The 23859-nt window shown below is 74.8% G+C and carries 4 protein-coding genes; all 4 read right to left on the reverse strand.

The features are described from left to right. Positions 1-126: 126 nt before the first annotated feature. A complete protein-coding gene (locus tag ACZ3J7_RS01490) occupies positions 127-4224 on the reverse strand; it encodes a molybdopterin-dependent oxidoreductase (protein ID WP_465615657.1) in 4098 nt (1365 codons plus the stop codon). 190 nt (positions 4225-4414) lie between these two features. Next, on the reverse strand, positions 4415-4822 hold the full coding sequence (gene paaI, locus ACZ3J7_RS01495) for a hydroxyphenylacetyl-CoA thioesterase PaaI (protein WP_465615659.1): 408 nt from the start codon (positions 4820-4822) through the stop codon (positions 4415-4417). Between the two features lie 583 nt (positions 4823-5405). After that, positions 5406-8420, reverse strand: a complete 3015-nt coding sequence (locus ACZ3J7_RS01500; protein ID WP_465615661.1) for an AfsR/SARP family transcriptional regulator — start codon at positions 8418-8420, stop codon at positions 5406-5408. Between the two features lie 139 nt (positions 8421-8559). Beyond that, complete coding sequence (locus tag ACZ3J7_RS01505; protein WP_465615663.1) at positions 8560-23856, reverse strand: WXG100-like domain-containing protein; 15297 nt, start codon at positions 23854-23856, stop codon at positions 8560-8562. Positions 23857-23859 lie beyond the last annotated feature (3 nt).

Consider the following 23859-nt stretch of genomic DNA (forward strand, 5'->3'; position numbering starts at 1 on the left):
CTGTGCTGTGCCCCGCCGCGACCGCGGCATGCGGGCATACCTGGACGAACGCCACAGTTCGGTGGCGCATGACCAGTACGCTACCGCAACTCTGAACGCGTTCAAATGCCTCAGCGGCGAGTTCGGTCAGTAGACGTCGCGGACGTAGCGCTTCTCGGCGGCGAGGGACTTGACGTAGGCGGCGGCGTCGTCGGGGGCGAGGTTGCCGTGGGTGGCGGCGATGTCGCGCAGGGCCTGGTCGACGTCCTTGGCCATCCGGGAGGCGTCGCCGCAGACGTAGAAGTGGGCGCCGTCCTGGAGCCAGGACCACAGGTGGTGGCCGTGTTCGCGCATCCGGTCCTGGACGTAGACCTTGGCGCGCTGGTCGCGGGAGAAGGCGGTGTCGAGGCGGGTCAGGGTGCCGTCGGCGAGGTGGGCGGTGAGTTCCTCGCGGTAGTAGAAGTCGGTGGCCTGGTGCTGTTCGCCGAAGAACAGCCAGTTGGGGGCCCGGTGGCCGCGGGCGCGGCGGTCGTCCAGGAAGCCGAGGAAGGGGGCGACGCCGGTGCCGGGGCCGACCATGATCATGGGGGTGGCGGGGTCGGCGGGCGGGCGGAAGTGCGGGGCGCGCTGGAGGTGGACGGGGACGCTCGCGCCGGGTTCGGCGTCGGCGAGGTGGGTGGAGCAGACGCCGCCCCGGGGCTGGCCCTTGAGGTTGTCCCAGCGCACCACGGAGACGGTGAGCGAGACCAGGCGGGGATCGGTGAGCGGGCTGGAGCAGATCGAGTACTGGCGGGGCTGGAGCCTGCCGAACACGTCGACCCAGTCCTGGGCGCCGGCCCGGACGGCGAACTCGGCCGCCACGTCGACGGCTTGGCGGCCCCAGGTCCAGCGGGCCAGCGCGTCGGTGTTGTCGGCGCGCAGCAGGGCGCGCAACTCGCGGTCGTCGCGGGTGCGTTCGGCGGTGAAGCGGAGCAGCTTGGGGCTGACCCTGGTGATGTCGAGGTGCCGGGCGAGTGCTTCGCGCAGCGGCAGGTCGCCGTGGCCGGGGAGGGTGACGGCCTGGTCGCCGGCCAGGCCGGTGACGGAGAGCCATTCGTCCACCAGGGCGGGCGAGTTGACGGGGTGGACGGCGAGCGCGTCGCCGACCGTGTAGTCGAGCGGGAGGCCGAGGTCGCCGGTGTCGAAGGTGAAGCGGCGCACTTCCTTGCCCGAACCGGCGCCGGAGAGCAGGCGGTTGCCGACCAGGCGGGCGGGGGCGGCGGTGCGGCGCGCCGGGGTGGGAGCGGCGGTGGGCGGGGGCGGCGGCGCGGTGTCCCGGGCGAGGGCGGACAGGACGCTGTCGAGCCAGCTGTCGGCGGTGCTCTCGTAGTCGGGTTCGCAGTCGGCGCGGGGGGCGAGGCGGCGGGCGCCGAGTTCGGCGAGGCGGGTGTCCAGGCGGCGGCCGTGGCCGCAGAAGTCCTGGTAGGTGGAGTCACCGAAGGCGAGGACGGCGTAGCGGCGGCCGTCGAGCCGGCCGGGTCCGGCGGTGGTGAGCGCGTCCCAGAACCCGGCGCCGTTGTCGGGGGCGTCGCCGTCGCCGTAGGTGGAGGTGATGAGCAGCAGGTCGGCGTCGCCGGGGAGGGCGGCCGGGTCGGTGTCGGCCATCGCGTGCAGCGCGGCGGGGTGGCCGCCGGCGGCGAGCCGGGCGACGGCGGTGGTGGCGTACTCCTCGGCGGTGCCGGTCTGCGAGGCCCACAGCACGATGAGTTGGCGGGTCGGCGCCTGCGGCGCGGCCGGTTCCGGTGCGGCGGTGCGCGAGTACAGTCCGGCCAGGGCGCCGTTGACCCACTGGGCGTGCCCCGGGTCGAACGGGGCGTCGGCGGGCAGCACCGGCACTCCGGGCCGACCGGTCGGGATCGCGGCCAGGAACCCGGCCAGGTAGCGGCGTTCGCCCTCGGTGAGGACCGGCGGCGGCGCGGCGTCCAGCCCGAACACCGAACCGGCGGACGGCGCGGGAGCGGACGGTTCGAGAGCGGCGGTGGCGTCGACGAGGGCGGGGACGGGAGCGGAGGCCGGAGCGGTGGCGGTCGGCGTCGGGACCTTGGCCAACGCGACCGCGCAGTACTTGAGTTCGGGTTGGAAGGAGAGCGGGTCGACGGCGTCGGAGGTGACGGCGTTGACCGACAGGTACTCGCCGAACAGGTCGTTCCAGTGGAACGGCGCGAAGCAACTCCCGCGCTGCACCCGGTCGGTGACCTTGGCGGGCAGCACGGCCCGGCCGCGCCGGGAGGAGACCTCGACGCCGTCGCCCTCGCCGACGCCGAGCGCGGCGGCGTCCTCGGGGTGGATCTCGACGAACGGGGACGGGTCGAGCTTGGCCAGTCTGGCGACCTTGGCGGTCTTGGTGAGGGTGTGCCACTGGTGCGGCAGGCGGCCGGTGTTCAGGACGAACGGGTAGTCGTCGTCCGGGAGTTCGGCCGGGTCGAGGTGCGGGCGTGGATGGAAGGCGGCCCGGCCGCTGGGGGTGGGGAAGCGGGGGGTGCCGTCGGGGAGCAGGTAGCGGATCGGGTTGCGGTCGGGCCCGTCCGGGTCGGCGGCGGGCCACTGCACGGGGGTGTCGCGCAGCCGCGGGTAGGTCGCGCCGCGCAGGTCCCAGCCGGTGGCGGGGTTGTGGGCCTGCTTGAGCTCCTCGAAGACCTGCTCGGCGTCGGTGAACTCGAATCCCTCCGAATAGCCCATGGCGCGGGCGACTTCGGCGATGATCCGCCAGTCGGGCAGCGCTTCGCCGGGGGCGTCGGCGGCCGGCCGGGCCAGGGTGAGGTTGCGCTCGCTGTTGATCAGCACGCCCTCGGTCTCGGTCCACAGCGCGGCGGGCAGCACCACGTCGGCGTAGGCGTTGGTCTCGGTGTCGGCGAACACGTCCTGGGTGATCACGAGTTCGGCCTTCTCCAGGCCTTCGATGACGGTTCGCCGGTTGCCGACCGAGGCGACCGGGTTGGTGCAGATGATCCAGCAGGCCCTGATCTCGCCGTCGGCCATCTTCCGGAACATCTCCACGGTGCCCTTGCCGACCCCGTCGGCGCGCAGGGTGCCGGGCGGCAGGTTCCACAGCCGCTCGGTGAACTCCCGGTCGGCGTCGGCGAGCACGGAGCGCTGGCCGGGCAGCCCGGGTCCCATGTAGCCCATCTCGCGGCCGCCCATCGCGTTGGGCTGGCCGGTCAGCGAGAAGGGTCCGCTGCCGGGGCGGCAGATGGTGCCGGTGGCGAGGTGCAGGTTGACCAGCGCGTTGGTGTTCCAGGTGCCGTGCGTGGACTGGTTCAGCCCCATCGTCCACAGGCTGGTGAACTCCCCGGCCTCGCCGATCAGTTCGGCGGCCCGGCGGATGTCCGCCTCGGCCAGGCCGGTGAGTTCGGCGACCCTGTGCGGCGGGTAGTCGGCGAGGAGGTCGGGCATCGCGGCCCAGCCCTCGGTGTGCCGCTCGATGAACTCCGGGTCGGTGTGCCCGTTCACGTGCAGCAGGTGCAGCAGGCCGTTCAGCAGGGCCAGGTCGGTGCCCGGCCTGAGCTGGAGGAACAGGTCGGCCTTGGCGGCGGTCGCGGTGCGCCGGGGGTCGACCACGATCAGCTTGGCGCCCGCCTTGACCCGGTCCATCATCCGCAGGAACAGGATCGGGTGGCAGTCGGCCGCGTTCGAGCCGATCACCAGGAACACGTCCGCCAGGTCGAGGTCCCGGTACGAGCCGGGCGGGCCGTCCGCGCCCAGCGACAGCTTGTAGCCCGTTCCGGCACTGGCCATGCACAGGCGGGAGTTCGACTCGATCTGGTTGGTCCGGACGTACCCCTTGGCGAGCTTGTTCGCCAGGTACTGGGCCTCCAGGCTCATCTGCCCCGACACGTAGAGCGCGAACGCGTCCGGCCCGTGCTCGTCCACGATCGCGCGCAGTCGGCGACCGGTGGCGGCGATCGCCTCGGCGACCGGCGTCGGCACCGCGTCCTCGCCCCGGACGGTGCGCACCAGGGCGGTGGAGAGGCGTCCGGGTGCGGCCAGCATGTCCGCGGTGGTCGCGCCCTTGGTGCAGAGCCGGCCGCGGTTGGCCGGGTGCTCCGGGTCACCGGTGACCTTCCGCACGGCGCGGCGGCCGTCCGGGCCGGTGCCGACGTCGAGGAGCAGGCCGCAGCCCACCCCGCAGTAGGAGCAGACCGACCTGACCTGTTCGGTCCCCGGCCGCTGCGGTCCCGCTGTGTCCTGCGCCACCTGTCCGGCCACGGGAGAGCCCTTCCGTTCGACCTGCACCTGCCTGTGGCGACTGTAGGAAGAGCGCATTTCGCGACTGTCTCCGGGGCGGACGGTCGGCGGTTACGCCGCCCGCACAGCGGGACCCGGCGTCCGGTGAGGGCCCGCCCGGGCCCCGACCCGCCGCCCGGGCGGACGGACCCGCCGCCGCGCGCGGGGCGGCTCAGCCGTTCCGCGACACCCCGGCGCCGCTGTGCGGCACCCCGGCGACCAGGACGCTCTGCCCCCGGAACTCGGCGACCACCGCGCCCGCCTCCGTCCGCACCGTGACGTCGTAGACCCCCTGCCGACCCGCCAGGGTCCGCTCGACGGCCTCCGCGACCAGGGTGTCGCCGAGCTGCGCCGGAGCCAGGAAGGCGACCTGCGCGCCCTGCGCGAGCGCGACCGGGCCGTAGCTGTTGCAGGCGTACGAGAACGCGGTGTCGGCGAGCAGGAACACGTACCCGCCGTGCCCGATGCCGTGCGCGTTGGCCATCTCCTCGGTGACCTTCATCCGCGCGACGGCACGGCCTCCGGACACCTCCTCCAGCACGATGCCCGCGCCACTGGCGGCCCGATCGCGCTCGAACATTGCGTCGATCCTGGACTGTCCCACTGCTTCCCCCCGGTGAGCTGCGCGTTCAGTGGAAGCAGCATTAGACCGACCGTGCTGACGCGCTGTCAATGAGTCCCCGTTCCGGTTCGCCCGCGCGGGCCGCCGCGGTGCCCCCGGAGGCAGCCGCCCGCGGGGCGCCCGGGCGGGCGCGTCCGCGACGGGTGCGCCCGGGTGCGTCCGGGTGCGGCACCGCCGGGTCCGGCCCCCACGCCGAACCCGGCGGCCGGGCGTTCCGGCCCCGGACCGGCCGACGCGGCCACGTCGGGCCGTCGGGCCGTCTGGCGGACGTCCCGGCAGTCCCACCCGCCGTCGCGCCGCCCCACCACCGGGGCCGTACGCCCGCCCGGCCGGCCCCCGCCGCACGGGGGGACGGCGCACCGGGACCGGCCGGGCGGGACGCACTGCCGTGCCCCCAGTCTCGCGGGACGGGTTTGCCTTTCGCCTGCGCCTGGTTAACGTCCCGTCGTCACGGTGCGCGACGATCCCCGGGAGGGCCGGACGGGCCCCGCCCAGTCCCCGGCCGGCTCCAGGCCCGGCCCCGGCCCGGCCCCGGGCCCGCTCAGATCGGCGAGAGCAGGTCGGCCCGGCGGCGGTACGCGGCGGCGGCGCCGGCGAGTCCGGCGGCGTCCTCGGCGCGGGCCAGGGCGCGCAGCACCTCGGCGGTGGCCTCGTCGTGGCCGACCCGTTCGGCCTCGGCGAGGGCCGCGCCCAGCCGGGCCCTGGCCTCGGGGTGGCGGCCGAGCACGGAGAGGGCCTCGCCGGCGGTGGTGTGCAGCAGGACCCGGCGCGGGGCGGGGCCGTCCTCGCTGGCCAGCGCGATGCCGTGCAGGGCGTGGTCCAGGGCCGGGCGGGGACGTCCGGCGTCCAGGTGGTGACGGGCGAGGTGCTGCAGCGCGAGGGCGACGGTGTGCGGGTGGTCGGCGGCCATCGCGATCTCCAGGGCCTGGGCCAGGCCCGCGCCGGCGGCGGCGTGGTCGGCCAGCTCGGAGTGCACGGCGGCCAGGTTGATCAGGGCGATCGCCCGACCGACCTGGTTGCCCGCCCGGGCGGCGAGCTCGGCGGCGGGGGTGAGGCAGATCGCGGCCTCGTGCAGGCGGCGGTTGGAGACCAGCACCCAGCCGAGCAGCGCCCGGACCTGGCTCTCGCCGTCCAGGTGGTCGGTCTCCATCGCCGCCTCCAGGGCGAGTTGGAGCTGCGGCACCCAGCCGTCGCGGACCCGGCGCAGGATCAGCGGCCACTGGGTGAGCACCAGCCGCCAGGCCCGTTCCGGACTCGCCGTGGCGATCACCTCGGCGAGCGTCTCGCGGTGCGCGCTGATCCACCGCAGGGCGTCCTCGACGTCGGTGAACTCGGGTACGGCGCGCGGACGGTGACTGCCGGCGGGCGGCTCGCAGCAGGGCTTGCTGCCGGGCTCGGCGCACTGCGCGGCGGCCAGACCGGCGTACAGGTACTGGTCGGCCAGCCGGGCGCGGGCGGTGCGCTGCTCGGACCGGTCGGTCTCGGCGGCGAGTTGGCGGGCGTACAGCCACACCAGGTCGTGCAGGGTGTACTGCTCGGGGCCGGTCTCGGTGACCAGGTGGGTGGCGGCGAGCTGCTCCAACGCCTCGGCGGCGGCGTCGTGTTCGAGGCCGGCGAGGGCGGCGGCGGTGTACGGGTCCACCAGCGGGCCCGGGTGCAGGCCCAGCGCCCGGAACAGCCGGGCCGCGGTGGGCGGCAGCTGCTCGTGGGAGAGCCGCAACGCACTGGTGACGCTGATCTCCTCGGCCGCGAGGTGACTCAACCGGCGCTGCTCGTGCCGCAGTTGGTCGACCACGTCGGCCAAGCCGCGTCGCGGGTCGGCGGCGGCCTTGGCGGCGGCGACCCGCAGCGCCAGCGGCAACCCGTCGCACAGGTCGGCGAGTTCGCGGGCGGCCTCCGGCTCGGCGGCGACCCGCCCCGGACCGAGGACCCGCGCCAGCAGGGCCGCGGCCTCCTCCGGGCGCAGCACCGTCAGCGGGACGGGACGGGCGAGTTCGGAGACGACCAGGCCCAGCATCCGGTGCCGGCTGGTGACCAGCGCGGCCGAGTCGGCACCGGCCGGCAGCAGCGGCCGGACCTGCTCGGACTCCCGGGCGTTGTCGACCACCACCAGCAGCCGGCGGCCGGTGGTGGCCCGCCGGTAGAGCGCGGCCCGGCCCGCCAGGGTGGGCGGCAGGTCCTCGTCGGCGATGCCCAGTGCGACCAGGAACTCGGCCAGCACGTCGCCGACTTCGCGGTCCGGCCGGTCGCTGAACCCGCCCAGGTCGGCGAACAGCACCCCGTCCGGGAAGCGCCCGCCGTGCCGGTGCGCCCACTGCAGGGCGAGCGCGGTCTTCCCCACCCCCGCCGGGCCGGTCACCAGCGCGATCGCCCCGTCCGGCCCCGTGCGCAACGCGTCTCCGAGCGCGGCGAATTCGGCCGCCCGACCGTAGAAACCGCGCGGCGCCCGGGGCAGCAGGTCGACCACGGCCACCGCCCCGGCGGACGGCTGCGCGGCGGTGGACGGCGGAGCGGCCGCGGCGACGGGCGGGTAGTCGGCCGCGGCCTGCGGGCGGGGCGCCGCCTGGGGCTCCGGGCGGGGCTGCGACTGGAAGGCGGGGCCGACGGCGGGCGCGGGGGTGGGCGGGCTGGTGGGCGGACTGGTGGGCATGGAGGCGCCGGCCCGGAAGGAGCTGCGCTGCACGGGGATGCTCGGCTTCGACTCGGGCCCGGACGCGGGCCCGGACGCGGCGGACGCGGGCCCGGACGCGGCGGACGCCGTCGACGCGGTCGGTCCGGGCTCGGCTCCTGCGCCTCCCCCGCCGACCGTCTCGGCGCCCTCCCCGCGCAGGATGCGCTCGTACGCGGCGTTCAGGGCGCGGCCGGGGTCGACGCCGAGGCGGTCGGCGAGGGACTCCCGGGTGCGGTGGTACCAGTCGATGGCGTCGCACTGCCGGCCCGCCCGGAACAGGGCGAGCATCAGCGCCGAGACCAGGGACTCGCGCAGCGGGTGGGCGACCGTCTCGGCGCGCAGCAGCTCGGCGGCGCGGGCGGGCTCGCCGAGCCGCTGGAGGTGGTCGGCGAGGGCTTCGACGGCGGTGAGCCGGTTCTCCTCCAGGGTCTGCCGCCAGGCCTCCAGCGGGGCGCTGGAGACCGTGCCGGTGAGGGCGGGACCGCGCCACAGGCCGAGGGCGTACTCGAGGGCGCCGACCACTTCGGTGGACCGCTGCTCGCTCCGGGCGGCGGCCACCAGCGCGTCGAACCGCTCGACGTCGAGCAGCCCCTCGGGCAGGTGCAGCGTGTAGGCGTCACCGGCGGTGGCGAGCTGGACCCCGTACCGGTCGGCCTGCCCCTCGGCCAGCAGCGCCCGCAGCCGGGAGACGTGGCTCTGCACGACGGTGCGGGCGTTGGCGGGCGGTTCGTCCACCCACAGTGCCTCGGTGAGCTGGGCGACGGAGACCGCGCGGTTGCGGCGCAGCAGGAGCAGAGCGAGCAGGCTGCGTCGCTTCTCCGGGCCGAGCCGGAGCTCGCCGTCGGCCCCGTCCGCCGCCACCGCCCCGAGCAGCCGGAATTTCACCGTATACCCCCATCTTGGTGCTTGTCCGGTCACGGAGGTTATCCGGTCGTTATCCGGTGCATACCACCGGGTCCGCCGGTGCGGCCGCCGGGTCCGCCGTCGGACCCGGCGGCCACCTGCCCCGGAGGTTCCGTGCTGGTCAGGCGGACGCCTCGGGCGGCGCCCCGAGGCTTGCGGCGAAGGCGTCGAGCGCGGCGATCCGGGCCGTGGTGGCGACGGCGTTCCGTGATGCGACATCTGTTGTCGCGTCACTAGGTGTCGTGACACCTGTTGTCACGTCACCAGTTGTCGCGACACCGGATGTCGCGACACTAATCGACATGTCATCAATTGACGTGACACCGATTGCCGCGTCACCGCCCTGCCGCTCCCCTGCCCCCGGTGCCGACACGGGCACCGGCACTCCCTCATCCGCCCGCCGATGGCGGAGCACCAGTTCGCGGCTGCGGTCGGCCCGGGCGGTGACCCGGTAGTCCCAGCCCGCCCCGCCTCCTGGCGAGTCGTCGGCGGGGGCCAGCCGGACGGTGACCTCGCGGGGGGTGTTGCCCGGCTTGAGGTAGGTGGCGCCTTCCAGTTCGCGGATCTGTTCGGCCGGGTCGCTGCCGTCGAGGGTGAACTCCCGGTTCAGGGGCAGGTCGGCGCCCTCGCCGGTGACGGTGAGGTGCAGGCGGCTGCCGGCCGGGGCACCGGCGGGGAGCAGCGGGAGGGTGGCGTCGGCGGCGGTGGCCATCGCGGCGGTGAGCAGTTCGCTGGCGGGGCCGTGGTCGGTCCAGGTGGTGCGGTGGACGTCGTACGGCGGGTGGGCGGGCCAGCCCTCCCGGGCGCCGTCGATCAGGTCGTCGAGGGTGAACCTCCCGGCGGGGCCGCGTGCTTGGAGGTGGTCGAGGGCCTTGCGGACCTCGCCGACGGGGAGCGGTGTGCCCTCAGGGGTGCCGAGGAGTCCGCCGAGCAGGCGGGCCGCGCTCTCGGAGCTGCCGCCGGAGAGTTCGACCAGCCGGTGGGTGGCCTCGATCCGGGCCCGGCCGGGGGCGGTTTCCGCCGTGAACTCCCTTCCGTAGACGGCCTGTCCGAGCCGTACGGTGCCGGTGAGCCGGTCGCGGGCGGCGGGTGTGCTCGCGGCGTGGTCGTACGGACGGCCACCGCCCTCCGCTCCGCCCCTGCCCCCGTCTCCGGTTCCGTCCCCCGTCGCGCCGTTCAGCACGCCGTGCACCTCGTCGAGGAGGCGGGCGTCGGCGCCGAAGCGGAGTTCGCCGGAGCGGTGGTCGGGGGTGAAGGCGAGGTAGTGGTCGCCGGGGACGTCGGACGTGGTGGTCTCGGCGAGCGGGATGTCGACGGTGAAGGGGACGAGGCCCTTCTCGGTGACCGGTTTGCGGTCGCCGTCGAAGAACGTCACCTCGACCTCGGCGTGTCCGGTGTACCGGGCCGTCGGGGCGGCGAACTTGCCGTTGGAGACGGTCTGTCCGGAGTCGGCCCGGCTGCCGCCCTCGCGCCACAGCCGCTGGGCTCCGGCGGTGAGGGCGGGGTTGTGGGTGGCGTCCCCGGTGATCTTGGCGCCCACCTGGCCCTGGACGCCCGCGTGTCCGGTCGCCAGGTCGGAGTGGACGGTGCCGGAGGCGGTCGTGTTGGCGGGGCTGAGTTCCACGGCCCGGTCGGTGTCGCCGTGTTCGAGCGCGACGACCTTGACGCCCACCTCCACGCCCTTGCCCCCGCCGAGCGACAGTCGCCCGGTCGGGACGCCGGCCGCGATCTCCGCGCCCTGGGTGGCGGTGCCGAACAGCGCGGAGACGTGGCTGTGCGTGGTGACGGTGCCGACCACCGGCGCGAGGTCCTTCCACGCCGACCGGCCGAAGTACTCCTCGCCGCGCAGCCGCACCAGGTCCTGGACGCCGCCGACGTCGCCGAGCCAGCGCAGCACGTCGGTGTCGCGCAGGCCGCCGTCCCAGACCCGTTCCGGCGGGACGGGGACGCCGACCGCCTCGGGGGCCTTCACCGGGACGGCGCCGTCCGGCTTCCCTCCCCCACCGGCGGGTTGGCGGACCGGCACGGTCTCGCCGGTCTCGACGATGGTCTCGAAGCCGATCGCCGCGGTGCGCCGTCGGTGGACGGAGGCGCCCACCCACGGCCGGCGGGTGATGGTGAACTGCAGCTCCGCCTCGCCCCGGAAGGCGCTGCCGGGCAGTTTGGCCTTGGTGGCCATGCCGGCCGAGGTCGAGCCGGTGCGCACGTCCGCCTGGTCGTGGCCGCGGCCGCCGGTGCCGGTCAGGCCGGCCGTCACCGAGACGGCGGGCGCGCCCGGCACGGGGGCCGCACCGGTGACGCCGAGCAGGCCGTTGTGGCCGGTACCGGTGCCGCCGGTGTGCGCGAAGGTGCGCTGCACGTCGGTGCCCGCGTTGAACTCGGTGGTGCCCGAGTCGCCCAGGTGCTCCATCCGGTCGCGCAGCACGGCGCCGACCCGGACGGTGGTCCGGCCGTGCCGCACCACGATCTCGTCCCCGGCGGTCATGCCCTTCAACCTGGACTGCAGCCGGTCGGGGGTGAGTTCCCGGTCGAGCTTGCGGCTGATGCCCGCCCAGTCGGACCCGAACGGGTTGCGCTCCGGCCTGCCGCCGCCGGAGGACGGTTCGCCGCTCCGCCCGGTCTTCCAACCGGACTCCAGCTGCCTCCTGATCGACTCGCCCAGCGTCTGCCGGGACGCGTCCCCGACGGCCTGCGTGCCGGGCCTCGCCTGCGTGCCGGGGCTCGCCTGCGTGCCGGGTCGTGCGTGCGGGTCCGGCAGCGCGTGCACGTCGGTGACGATCGCCGAGGAGTCCAACCGTCGGCCCTCGACGAATCCCTTGGGCTGCTTGTCGGTTGTCCGCTCGACCGGCCCGGCCACCGGGACGGCGTCGCGTTCCGGCACGGCCACCCGGGCCACCGTGTCGACCCGGTGGGCGACCGAGCCGTCCGCGACGCCGAGCCGCTTGAACTCGACCTTGACCTCGTACGCGGTGTTCACGTCGAAGAACACGGCCGGTTCGACGTGCTTGCCCCGGTTGGAGGTCGAGCCGACGGTCTCCGTGCCCCGGCCGTACGTGCGGTCGGTGCGGTAGGTGTAGCCGCCCGCGACGTCCAGTACGGGGGTCCGCGCCTTGAACTGCCCGCCGCCGTCCAGCCGGTCGCGGCGGTCGCGCAGGTTGCCCTGGCCGCTGGAGGTCCGCGTGCCGGACTCGAACTCGTACTTGGCCGCCGAGGAGTGGTAACTCGCCTCCCCGGTGCGGGCGGTGACGGTGATCTCGGCCTTCCAGGTGGTGCCGGAGACCGTCTCGGTGAGCCGCTCGCCCCGGGTCAGCCGGGACAGCTGGGTCTTCAGCGCGACCCGGTCGAAACTGGCCCCGAGCTGCTGCCGCACCTCCTCGGAGGGCTCGCCGTACTTGGTGCGCAGGGCGTCCTCCACCGTCGAGCGCACCTTGTCCGCCCCGCTGAGGCTGTGCACCACGTACGAGGCGTTCAGCTCGCCGCGCTCGCGGATCCGGGGCGGGGCGGTGTGCGTCGCGGCCGGGCCGGTGTGCGTCGCGGCCGGAGTGGCGGCGTTCGTCGAACTCCCTTCCGTGGCGGTGCTCTTCGGAGGGCGGAAGGAGACCGTGCCGTCCTCGGCGCGCGGCGCCTGCGACTTGACGGTGTCCCGGGCGTCCAGGCCCACCTCGACGCGGACCGGTGCCGAGACCTCGGAGCGGCCGCCGGAGGCCGTCTCGCCGGGGCGGCCGAAGTGCACGTCGACGACCAGTTCCGCGCCGTAGACGACCTGCGCGGCGGCGTACTTGCCGTTGGCGTACACCCGGTCGGCCTGCCGGCCCTGGCCGCCCGCGCGGTCGCGGCGCTGGCCGGAACCGGTGGCGAGCAGGTCGGCGCCGGGCGTGCCCTTGACGGGGCTGCCGCCGAGTTGGCCGGTGCCGGCCGCGGTGCGGGCCAGCAGTCGCCGCTCGACGCTGAACGCGCCGGTCTCGTTGACCGTGTTGAGCTCGGCCTTGCCGTCCTCCCGGCGGTAGGTCATCTCCCGGACCCGGGCGGTGGCGGTAACCACCAGGTCCTCGCGGCCCGGGACCTTCACGACCAGCGGCTCGCCCCGGGTCATCCCGGTGAGCCGGGCGGCCAGGTTCGGCTGGCTGAACCCCCGCAGGACCTGGTCCCGCACCGCGTCCCAGTCCTTGCCGAAGCGCTCCCGGCCCTGCCGGTCCACCGCGCCGCGCAGGGCGGCCGTGGACTCCAGGTCCCGGACGACGACGGTCTCGCCGAGGCCGCCCCGGTCGCCACCGCCGTGCCAGACCGACTCCGGCGGGGCGGTGACCTCGTGCAGGACGGGTTCGCCGGCCGGGTCGTCCTTGGGCGGCACGGGCGGCGGTGCCTGCTCGACGTCCGGTGCCCCGTCCTTGGGCGGTACGGGGGGCTTCTGTTCGGCGGTGGTGTCGGCGCGGTCGACCAGCAGGCGGACGTCCGCGGTGCCCGCCGGATGCGCCTCGCCCTTGCCGTTGAAGGTCAACTCGTAGTGCACAGGCCCGTCGTAGAGCACACCGGGCACCTTCGACTTGCTGGTCAGCTGGGAGACCCGGTTGTCGCCGGTGATCTCCACCCGCTCCCGGCCGAGCCGTCCGGCGCCGCCGGCCCCGGCCAGGGCGGAGCCGGGCTTGAGCACGTCGGCCAGCCCGAACTGCCCTGCGTCGCCACGGGTGTTCGCGGTGCTGCGGACCTGCTGGACGGTGGTGCCGATGGTGAACTCGGTCTCCTTCGTCGCACCGACCTGCCGCAACTCGCCGACCCGCGCGCCGATCTCGACCGTGCCGAGGCTCCGGCCGCGCCGGTCGGTGAGCGTGACGGTGACCGGTTCGCCGGCCGTCATGCTCTTCAGGTCCCGCTGCAGGCGCGCGAAGTCGACCTCGGCGAGGACCTGTTCGCGCATCGCGGGCCAGTCCCTGCCGAACTCGGCCCGGCCCGCCTGCTCGACCCGGTCGAGCAGCGCCTCCACCGGGCGGTCGCCCGCCGCGCCGCCGCCGCCGCGCGGGGACAGGTCGAGCACGATCTCCTGGCCGCCGACCCGGCCGTCCAACAGGCGTTGCGGGGGCACCCGTTGCTCGCTGCTCGGCCCGGTCTCCGGGCGGACGGGGACGGCCACCGTCAGCCCGAGGTCGACCGTCTCGGTCCGGCCGCCGGACGCGGTGCGCACCGGGACGTCCTCGTGGCGCAGGTCGCCGAAGTCCAACTCCAGCCGCATGGTGGTGCCGTAGACGTCGGCCTGCTCGGAGGTCTTCGAGCGCGCCACCATGCCGCCGAGGTCCATGCTGACCTCGCCGTGGCCCCGGTCGTGGAAGTACCCGGCCAGTTCGGCCGGTTCGGTGATCCCGGCCGTCTGCCGGGCCTGGAGGCCCACGTTGTACTGCCACTGCGCGTCGCGGCCGCCCCCGGTCGCCACGGTGCGGTCGGCGCCGTTCTCGAACTCGATCTTGTCGTTGCGCAGGTGCGTCGACCCGGTGACCGTGCCGCGCAGCGTCACGCCGCCGCTCCAGCCCGGTCCCTCGAACGGCGCCGTCCACGCCTCGCCCCGGGACAGCGCCCCGAGCACCGGTCGCAGCGTCGCCGGTCCGAAGTACGCGTCCGCGAACGCCCGCGCCGCCGCCCGGTCGCCGGGCACCGCCCGGACGATCGCGGCGATCACCTGCTCCCGGACCGCCGTCTCATTCCCGGTCAGCCCGACCACCAGGTCCGTCCCCGCGATCGGGCGCGGCGCACCGGCCGCAGGTGCCCGGCTCGCGGCCGGGGCGGCCTCCCCGGGCAGCGGCGGCAGGTCCCGCTCGGCCGCCGGGGTGGCGTCCTGGCCGGTGCGCTGCCGTGCGCCGAAGCCGTCGAGGTCCATCGGTTCGGTCGTGCGGGTGGTGTCGCCGAAGGTGCTGTAGCGCTCCATGAAGCGCGGGTCGTGCGGGCCCGAGATGTTCGTCTCGTGCGGGTCGGCGACGGAGGCCCAGACCGTCCAGTCCCGGCCGAAGTGCCCCGGCATCGAACCGTCGGCCGGGGTGACCCTGCGGTCGGTCAGGTCGGCCCAGCGCAGCGCGCCGTCCCGGTCGTGGACCAGCGCGACGGCGTGGCCGTCGCCCTGCTGCCCGGTGCCGAGCACGGTGGCGAAGCTGCCGGGTCCGCCGGCCCGCACCTGGTCCATCAACTTCTGGATCGCGTCCGGCCCTTGGCCGAACAGGGCGGGTCCGTCGTGGCGCTTCCACAGCGCGTTGCCGGGGATCGGTTCGACGGTGCCGTGCAGGGTCTGCCCGGAGACCCGCGGCCGCCCGAAGTGGGTGTCCCGGTAGGCCTCGACGTTCTCCAGGCAGGCGTTGAGGTCGCTGCCGGGCCGGAAGTCCGCTCCGGCGTTCACCGGTTCCTGGTGCGGGTTGACCTTCTGCAGCAGCGAGTTGCTCATCGGCGGGTGCAACCTGGGCGCCCCGCCGAGGTAGTCGACCAGCCTGCCGGTCAACTCGTGCTGCGGGCCGACCTGCTGGTAGCCGCGGTCGTGCATGACGGCGGAGCTGTTCTCGTACGCGGGGGTGCGCTGCCGCTTGGCGTCCGACCCGCCGTGGGACTCCTCGTCCTCCTCCCGGCCGCGCTTGCGGCCGCCGCCGCCGGTTCCGGCCTCCCGCATCACGGTGTCGCCGTCCCGGTCCGTGGAGTGGTCCGTGGAGCGGTCGACGGAGTGGTCCGTGGAACGGTCGACGGAGTGGGCGCTGCCGGGTTCGGCCGGGTGCCCGGTCGGGTGCCCGGTCGGCAGAGGGATGTCGAGGTCCATCGGTTCGGGACCGCGGGTGTCGACCGGCGGGGTTCCGGCGTGCCCGGGGGCGGTGGAGGTGGAGGCGGAGCCGAACCCGGTTGCGTCGGGCTGCTGCCGGGTGTCGGCCAGGGCGTTCTGCTGGAGTTCGCCGTCGCGGGCCATCCGCTGGATCCAGTGGCCGCCGCCGTCCGGTTCGAGCATCCGGAGCAGGCTGTCGACCTTGTCCTGGCGCGAGTGCGGTTCGGCGCCGGCGCCGAAGCCGGCAGGCTCGTTCAGCAGCATCCGCAGCGAGCTCTCGACCAGCAGCCGGCCGTCGTTCGCCTCGACGGCGTGCCGGTCGGCGTCGCCGGCCAGTCGTGCGGCGGTGTCGCGGACGTCCTGCAGGGTGCGGCCGGGTTGCTGGAGGCCGATCACGGTGTTCAGCTGGTCGGTCAGGTGTCCGCGCATCGCGCCGAGTTGCCCGTCCAGCAGGCCGTAGGCGGGGCTGTTCCGGTCCAGGCCGCGCAGCACCAGCTCGGCGGACCGGTCGAACTTCTCCAACTGCTCGCGGGCGGTGGCCTCGTAGGTGCCGACGGTCATCCGGACCCGGTCCGCCTCGGTGGGCGGGTCGAAGTTCAGCGGACGCCGGTTATGCCGGCCGACCTGGTGCTCGCCGTCGTGGTCGACGACCTCGTGGCTGATCACCTCCCAGCGGGTCCCGTCGTACTTGAGCATGTTGGTGACCTCGAACGGCCGGTCCTGCCCGGGCGTCTTGTACTCCTCGACGCCGAACCAGTCGGTGACCGACTTGGTGGCCCGGAAGTCCGCGGCCATCCCGAGGTTCGAGGACGCCGAGTACGACTGGACGTGCCAGACCGTGAAGTCGTGCGCCGTCACGTCGGTGACGGCGAACGCGCAGCCGTTCATGCCGCCGGTCAGCACCAGGCTGTCGCCGGGCCGCGTCGGGTCGGGGCGCAGCGGCACCACGGTCTTCCCGATCGCGTCCGGCACCGCCGGGTCCGGCCGTCCCGTCTTGTAGGGGACGTACGAGCCGGTGACGTAGTGGTGGTCGGGCTGCGGCGCGGGCAGCGGGGTGCCGGCGGGCGGACGCGGGAAGGACGGGTCGTGCTCGACGTACTTCTCCCAGGCCGGGGTCAGCACGAAGCCGTTGCGGCCCGCACCGACGTGCTGCCGGTCCGGGACGAGGGTGAACCAGTGCCGGTCCGCGCGCTCCACCGCCGCGACGAACGCGTTCGCCTGCTGCTGGTCCAGTCCGGGCATCCGCTGCATCGCGCCGTCGGCGTAGTTCACCGTGACCGGCGCGTGCGACAGCAGTTCGGCCGGGTCCTGCACCAGCCAGCGCTCCACCGACCCCTCGGGCGGCAACAGCGCTTCGACGGGCGGCTGTTGGACGTGCTGCCCGCTCTCGTTCCCGTTCCCGTGCTCGTTCCCGTTCTCGTGCTCGTTCCCGTTCGCGTTCTCGTTCCCGTTCGCGTTCGCGTTCCGGGCGGTCGGCGGCTGTTCGTGGCTCGCGCCGGACGGGCCGGGCGTGCCGTCGTGGACCGTGGACGACGAGGACGGCGGCGGGGGCGGCGGAGGTGTCGTCACGCTGCCGAAGCCACGGCTGCCGGTGCCGCGCCCGCCGGTGGCCGTGGACGTGGACGGCGGCGGGGGCGGGGGCGGCGGGGTGGCCGGGTCGTCCAGGCCGATCCCGGCCAGGCGGCGGCGGACGGCGCGTACGGGGGCGGACTCGGAGCCGGACCCGTCCTGGGATTCCTCCTCGCGGGGCCTCTTGCGGTCGGACCGTCCGGCGCCACCCGTCCCCGCATCCGCGGTCGCCCCCGCGGTCGCTCCCGTACCGTCCGCCGCCGTGTGCGTGCCGTCGTGCATCTGCACGTCGCCGTCCCCGGTCGGGGTGGGCGTGAGGGGTGCGGTGGTGGCGTCGTGCCGGTCGGCGTCGCCCATCACCACGTCCTGGTCCGGCGCGGGCCGGCTCGGCACCCGGTCGGGCTGGTAGAGGCCCTCGGTGCCGAGTTCGGCGAGCCGCTGGCCGGTGAGGGGGGTGGCGTCGGCGCGGGCCGCGAGGTCGCCGGAGGAGGAGACCGGCAGGCGTTCGGTGCCGGTCTGCGAGGTGCCGAGTTCGTCGGCGATGGTGTGGGCGCTGGCGCTGACGTCGCCGTCGGTCCGGGTCACCACCGCCTGCAGGTCGCCCTGGGTCTTGGGGGCCATCAGGTCGCGCAGTTCCGGCGGAACCAGGCCGTTCCGCTCCAGGCCGCGGACGGCCTGGAGCAGGTCGGCGGTGTGCGGCGCGTACAGCACCTCGGGCGGGAGCTGGTCGTGGGCGACGGCGGTCAGCAGTTCCGGGTCGCGCAGGACGTGCGGGTCGAGGAAGTTCTGGATCCACTTGTTGACGTACTCGTCGCCGAACCGCAGGTTGGACGAGCTGTTGGACAGCGCTGCGGTCATCTCGCTGATCAGCGCGGGCAGTTCGTCCGGCGTGGCGGTCAGGGCCCGTTCGAAGACGGCGGCCGGGTCGTTCCGGCCGGCGCCGTCCCGGGCGAACGCGCCGCCGTGCTGCCGGCCGACCGTCTCGGTGTCGGCCACCGCCCAGGCGACCCTGGCCGCGTCCTTCTCCTTCAGTCCGAGCGCGGCCTGCTCCTTCATCACCTCGCCCACCCGGTCCCGCGCCGTGGTCGCGGTCTCCAACGCCCGGCGGGCGGACTCGACGGCGGCCCGGCCCTCCTCGCGCTCCTGGTGGGCCGTCTTGACCGCCCGGGCGGCCTTGGCCTCGGCCTTCCGGGCGTCGTCGGCCTGCTTCTCCTTGGCCTTGTCGCCGGGGGCGGCGGCCGCGGCGGCGTCGGCGGCGGCCTTGTCGTCCACGGCCTTGCCGTGTTCCTGCTCCGCGCGGTCGAAGGCCTGCTCCAGTTCGGGCTGCTTCTTCTCGCGCTTCGCGAGGTCGCCCTTCGCCTTGGCGACGTCCTTGTCGGCGTGGCTCCCGGTCCGGCCGCCGGTCGTGCTCGGCGCGGCCAGTTCGGCCAGCCGGTTGTCGATCTCGCCCTGCCGCAACGTGTCGCGGTCGCCGGGGAGTTCGTCGGCGAGGCGGCCGAGGCGGTCGGCGGTGACCAGTTCCGGGTGCGCGCGCAGGTCGCCGGCGAGGGCACGCAGCGGACCGGCGTGCTGCCCGGTGTCCTCGTAGCGCCCGGCCAGGTCGTCCAGCCGTCCGGCCAGCCGTTCCCGGCCGGCGGGGGTGCGCGGGCCGCCGTCGGCGGCGGCGCCGTGCAGGGCGGCGACGGTGTCGTCCAGCAGGCGCGGGCCGACGACGCCGTTGACCAGCGCCAGGTCCTCGACGGCCTGCCGCTTGACCTGCTCGTGCACCCGGGCGACCGCCGCGTGGACGTCGGCGAGCTGCTGGGCGGTCGGGGTGTCGGGGTGCACCTCCGCGACCTTCGCGGCCAGGTCGTTCAGCTGCTCCCGGACCGCCAAGTCGAGTCCGTTGCGCCCGAGTTCACGCTCCAGGCCGGTGCGGGCGGCGTCGGCGGAACGGTGGTCGACGACCCCGGTGGTGTCGAAGGCGTCGGGCAGCTGCTCGTTGCCGTACACACTCCTCAGGTCGACGGTGCCCGGGTCGGCGGTCAGGTCGCGGCGGACCAGCACCTCCTCCGCCTGCCCCTTTGCCCCCAGCCGGGCCTGCGCATCGACGCCGTACTTGTCGTACACCCGGTGCGGGTCCGGGGCCATCGCGCCGACGAAGTCGCCGAACGCGTCCGCGGCCGCCGGGCGCTGCTCCGGGTCGAGCGAACGGGCCTTGAACACCGCCGCCGTCACGTACTTGTGCACCATGTAGTCGGCGATCACGTGGTCGCGGTTGATCTTCGGTTCGGCCAGCTTGACGCCCTTCTTGTCGGCCCGGCGGACGACCTTCTCGGCGTGCGGCTGCTCGGCCATCACGCCGTGGTCGGAGTACCCGAACGCGTCGCGGTAGCCGGTCTCGAAGTGCTCCCACGTCCAGCCCTTGTCCCGGCCCGGGACCGGCACGCCGACCTTCTCCACCGGGGCGGCGGCCGCCGCCTTGGCGCCCTTGCCCTTGCCCGGGTTCGCCGCCGGGGCCTGCGCGGGGGCCTTCGGCGGGTTGGCCAACTCGGCCTTCGCCCGGTCGATCTCCTGCCGGCGCCGCTCGCGGTCCGCCTTCAGCTCCGCCTGCTGGCGCTCCAGCTCCTTGATCCGCTCCTTGTGGATGCCGGCGTTGCCCTCCTTCGCCTGGATGCGGTTCTTGGCGTCCTGGACCAGCGCGTCGACGCGGGCCTCCTCGGCCTTGATCCGCTCGATGCTCTTCGGCATCGTCCGGAGCACCGCCTCGTGCCGCTCCCTGGTGCGGTCGGTGAACTCCTGGCCGGTCAGGGTGGACTTGGTCCGCCCGTACTCGAAGATCGCCACCCGGTCGCGCTGCTCCTGGACGCGCTCCCGGACGCTCTCCAACTCGGCACGCCGCTCGTGGAGTTCGGCGACCCGATCGGGGCCGGGGTTGCCGGTGGTCAGCTCGTGGTCGACCGCCTGCGTCCGCGCGTCCAGCTTCGTCAGCGTCTCGGTCAGCCCGTCCATCCGGCGGGCGAGCACGTCGACGTGCTGGAACTTCTCGTTGCGGTACTGGCCGAGCATCGCGGCGGTGTCGCCGTTCTCCAGGTCGGCCCGGTCGTAGTAGCCCAACTCCTTGCGGAGGTCCCGGAACTCCTGGGAGCCACCGAGGAAGGTCTCGATGGTCTCGAAGGCCTTCGCGCCGTCGATCTTGTGCTCGTAGTCGCCGTCCGGCCTGGGCTGCGCCGAACCTCCTGCGCTGCCCTGCTGGTTGCCCTGCTGGTTGGCCTGCTGGTTGGCCTGCTGGTTGTTCTGCGGCGGGGGCGGGGAGGGGAGTTCGCCGGTACGGGCGCCGCCGGGCTGCTCCTGCCCGGTGGCGGTGGGCGGCTGGTGCTGCGACTGCTGCTGCGGCTGTTCGCGGGAGGCCTCGTTGCCCTCGACCCGGTCGGTGAACTCGCGCAGGCCCGCGTACATGTCGTTCTCGGCGGCGGTGGCCCGCACCGGATTGGCCGGGCCCTGCTGGGCGGACGGGTCCGGGCCGTACAACTTCTCCAGCAGCGGCAGCAGTTCGGGGTCGTTGCGACGCACCCAGTCCGCGCCGTTGTTGCGCGGCTCGCCGGTGAACGGGTCGGTGCCGTGGTTGGTGCCCAGGTAGGCGTTGGTGAGTTGGGCGAAGTACTCCTGCTCGTCGCGGGACGAGTAGTTCTTCTCGCCGTTGGCACCGGTCGGCGGGCCGTCCGGCCACCGCGTGTGCGGGTCGGCGCCCTTGCGGGTGAAGACGTCGTGGATCTGCGCCTGCTCGTGCGGCTGCAGACCGTACTCGTGCAGGGTGTGGGTGAACTCGTGCGTGGTGGTGGAGTACCCGTCCTGGTAGTGGCCGCCGGACCCGACCGTGGTGTCCTCGCCGAGCAGGTTCTCCTCGGTGACCGCCGAGTGCCGGCCGCCGGAGCCGCGCATGTCGTCGTACCCGCGACCGCCGCCCGCCTCGCTGCTGTTGTGCACCCCGCGCAGGCCGTGCAGGTCCGGGACGTCGGTCATCCGGACGTCCTTCGGCACGATCACCACGTCCGCGCCGTTCTTCAGCAACCTGGCCGCGGTGTCCGGGTCCTGGAGCATCCGGGCCACCTGCTGCTGCGCCTCCAGCCGCGCCGACGCGGCCCGCTCCGCCCGCGGATCGACGTGCACGATCAGCTCGGCCGCCGTCCGGGCGAACTCGCGCGGCGGCAGCGCGGCCTTCAGCGCGTCGACGGTCTGCGGGTCACGGGCCAGCCAACGCCGGTTCTCCGGCTTGAGGTTGGCGATCTCCTGGGCCCGCTCCTGCGGCGACATGCCCGGCAGCTCACGGCGCAGCCGGCCCGCGTCCGCCGGCGGGGTCGCCAACGCGCGCTTCTGCCCGCCGAGTTGCTCGACCGCCTCACGCACCGAAGGCCGCTCACCCAGCGCCCGGAGCTCCGCCTCCCGCTCCTGCCGACGACGCTCCGCCAGGCCGTCGCGGGAAGTCCCGCCGTTCTCCGCCCGTCCCGAACCCGCCACCGGCGGTGCGGTCGGCGGGAGTTCACTTCCGCCTCGCCGCCCCGCACCCGGACGGATCGTCCCGCCCACCGACTGCTCGCCGGCCTGCCGGGGGACGGCGGACGAGGAGGCAGGCGGCGGAGTGGTGGACCGCGACTGCGACGACGGCGACACCCCGCGTCCGGAACCACCCTGCCCAACGGCGCCACCCGCGCCACCGACCGGCCCGGGCGTGAACCCGCCCGCCGCCGCCGGACTCTGCGCGGCAGCCGCGCCGTTCGCGGACGCCCCCGCCTCGGCGAGGCCGTCCGGCACCACCTGCCCGGGCACCGCCTCCGCCCCCGCGCTCCGGACCGCCCCCGGACCGGCCGCGATCCGCGTCCCGCCGTCCAGGTGGGTCTCCCCACCCGCCCCGGCCAGCCGCCCGGCCGCACCGAGCGCCCCCGAGAGGTTCGGCACCCCGGACGCCCCGGACCCCACAGGCACCCCGGCCCGATCCCCGGCAACGGCAGCCGACGCCTCCGCACGCGGAGCAACCGACTCGTGCGAGCCGGGCACCGCATCCTGGCGCGGCACCACCGTCTCGTGCGCGGCCGCCTCCTGATGCGGGGCGGCCGTCTCCTGACGCGGAACCGCCGTCTCGTGCGTCTGCGCCGCGACGTGCTCCGAACGCGGAGCCGCCGTCTCATGCGCGATCGGCACGGCCGCCTCCTGACGCGGAACCGCCGCCTCATGCGTCTGTGCCGCGACATGCTCCTGACGCGGAACCGCCGTCTCGTGCGTCTGCGCTACGACGTGCTCCGAACGCGGGGTGACCGCCTCGTGCGCGACCGGCGCGGCCGCCTCATGCGTCTGCGCCGCGACATGCTCCTGACGCGGAACCGCCGCCTCGTGCGTCTGCGCCGCAACCCGCTCCGAGGTCGGCGCGGTCGTCTCCTGACGCGGAGCGGCCGTGTCGTGCGTAGACCGCACAGCCTCCTGATGCGGGGCGGCCGTCTCCTGACGGGGAACTGCCGTCTCGTGCGTCTGCGCCGCAACCCGCTCCGGGGCCGGTGCGGCTGCCTCCTGACGCGGAGCGGCCGTGTCGTGCGTGGACCGCACAGCCTCCTGCCGTGGCACCGACTCGTGCGCGACCGGCGCAGCCGCCTCCTGGCGCGGAACTGCCGTCTCGTGCGTCTGCGCCGCAACCCGCTCCGGGGCCGGTGCGGCTGCCTCCTGACGCGGAGCGGCCGTGTCGTGCGACTGCGCTGCAACCCGCTCCGGGGTCGGCGCGGTCGTCTCCTGGCGTGGTGCGGCACTCTCGTGCACCGGCGCGGCAGCGGCGGAAGGCTCCGAACGCGGAGCCGCCGAACCGTGCGTCTGGGCGGCCGCCGTCGTCTCGTGCGTGCTGCTGCCGGTGCTGGCACCGGCGCCTGCACCGGCAGCAGCACCGGCGCCGAGCCCGGAGCCGAACGGCACCAGGCCGTTGACCTTCGACTCGCCCGCGCCCGTCCCCGTACCGCCCGTGCTGCCCGCACTGCCCGTGCTGCCGTGCTCGACCGTCCCGCCGCCCCCGCTCCCGCCGGCCGTCCCGGACGGTCCGTGGTACGCGCTGTCGCCGGAGGAGGTGGCGGACTTGCTGAAGGTGGGCGGGCCGTCGTGGCTGCCGCCGGTGCTGGTGGGGAGGTCGAGCTTGGGGGGCGCGGCGGGGGTGGGGGCGTTGGCGTGGCCCTTGAGCGCGGAGGCGCCCGCGTGCAGGCCGGCGCCCGCGCCGCCGGAGAGGCCGGAGCCGAGCAGGGATTCGCCGTCGACCTTGCCGGTGGTGATGAGCTGGGTGGAGACGTCCGCGCCGACGCCGACGGCGGCGCCGGAGGCCATCTTGCCGGCGGTGGTGTTGAGCGCGTTCTCGGCGCCGACCTTCTTGCCGGCCGCGCCGATGCCCTTGCCGATCAGGTGGGCCGAGGCGCCACCGACCGCTCCGCCGAGGGCGTTCTGGCCGACTTCCTTCATGTCGATGCTCTTGCGGTGGCCTTCGGCCAGTTCGATGCCCTGGGCGAGGAAGTTGATCGCGGCCATCTGGGCGGCCTGCTTGACCGCCATCTCGACCATTTCCTTGAGCAGTTGCTTCAGCAGCTGCGAGACGACCACCCGGCTGGCCGCGATCATCACCGGCACCTGGAGCAGCGAGGCGCCGGCGGTGAACGGTGCTTCCGCCTCGGCGGTGGCCAACTCGAAGGCGAGGATGCCGAGTTGCGCGATGATCTGGATCTTCGCGGTCTCCGCCGAGTTGGCCACCTGTTCCAGCATGTCGCCCATGCCGTTGAGCGCGTTGATCGCACCGGGCAGGTAGCCGGGGTCCTGCTCGGTCCCCTTGCCGACCGAGTACTTCTCCCAGTACTTGCCCAACGCCTCGGCGGCGACGCCGCGTTGCCCGTCGAGGGCGCGCTTGATCGTCGAATCGGCGCTCTGCGCGGCGTCCTTGAGGCTTTCGGCGGCCTTGCGGCAGTGCTCCGCCATGTCGCGGAGCTGGTCCTCGTCGGCCTCGGGCCAGCGGGTTCCGGCGAGCAGCAGCAGGACCCACTGGAGCGGTTCCGGGAGTTCGACGGCCATGGG

The sequence above is a fragment of the Kitasatospora sp. NPDC015121 genome (assembly GCF_055562955.1).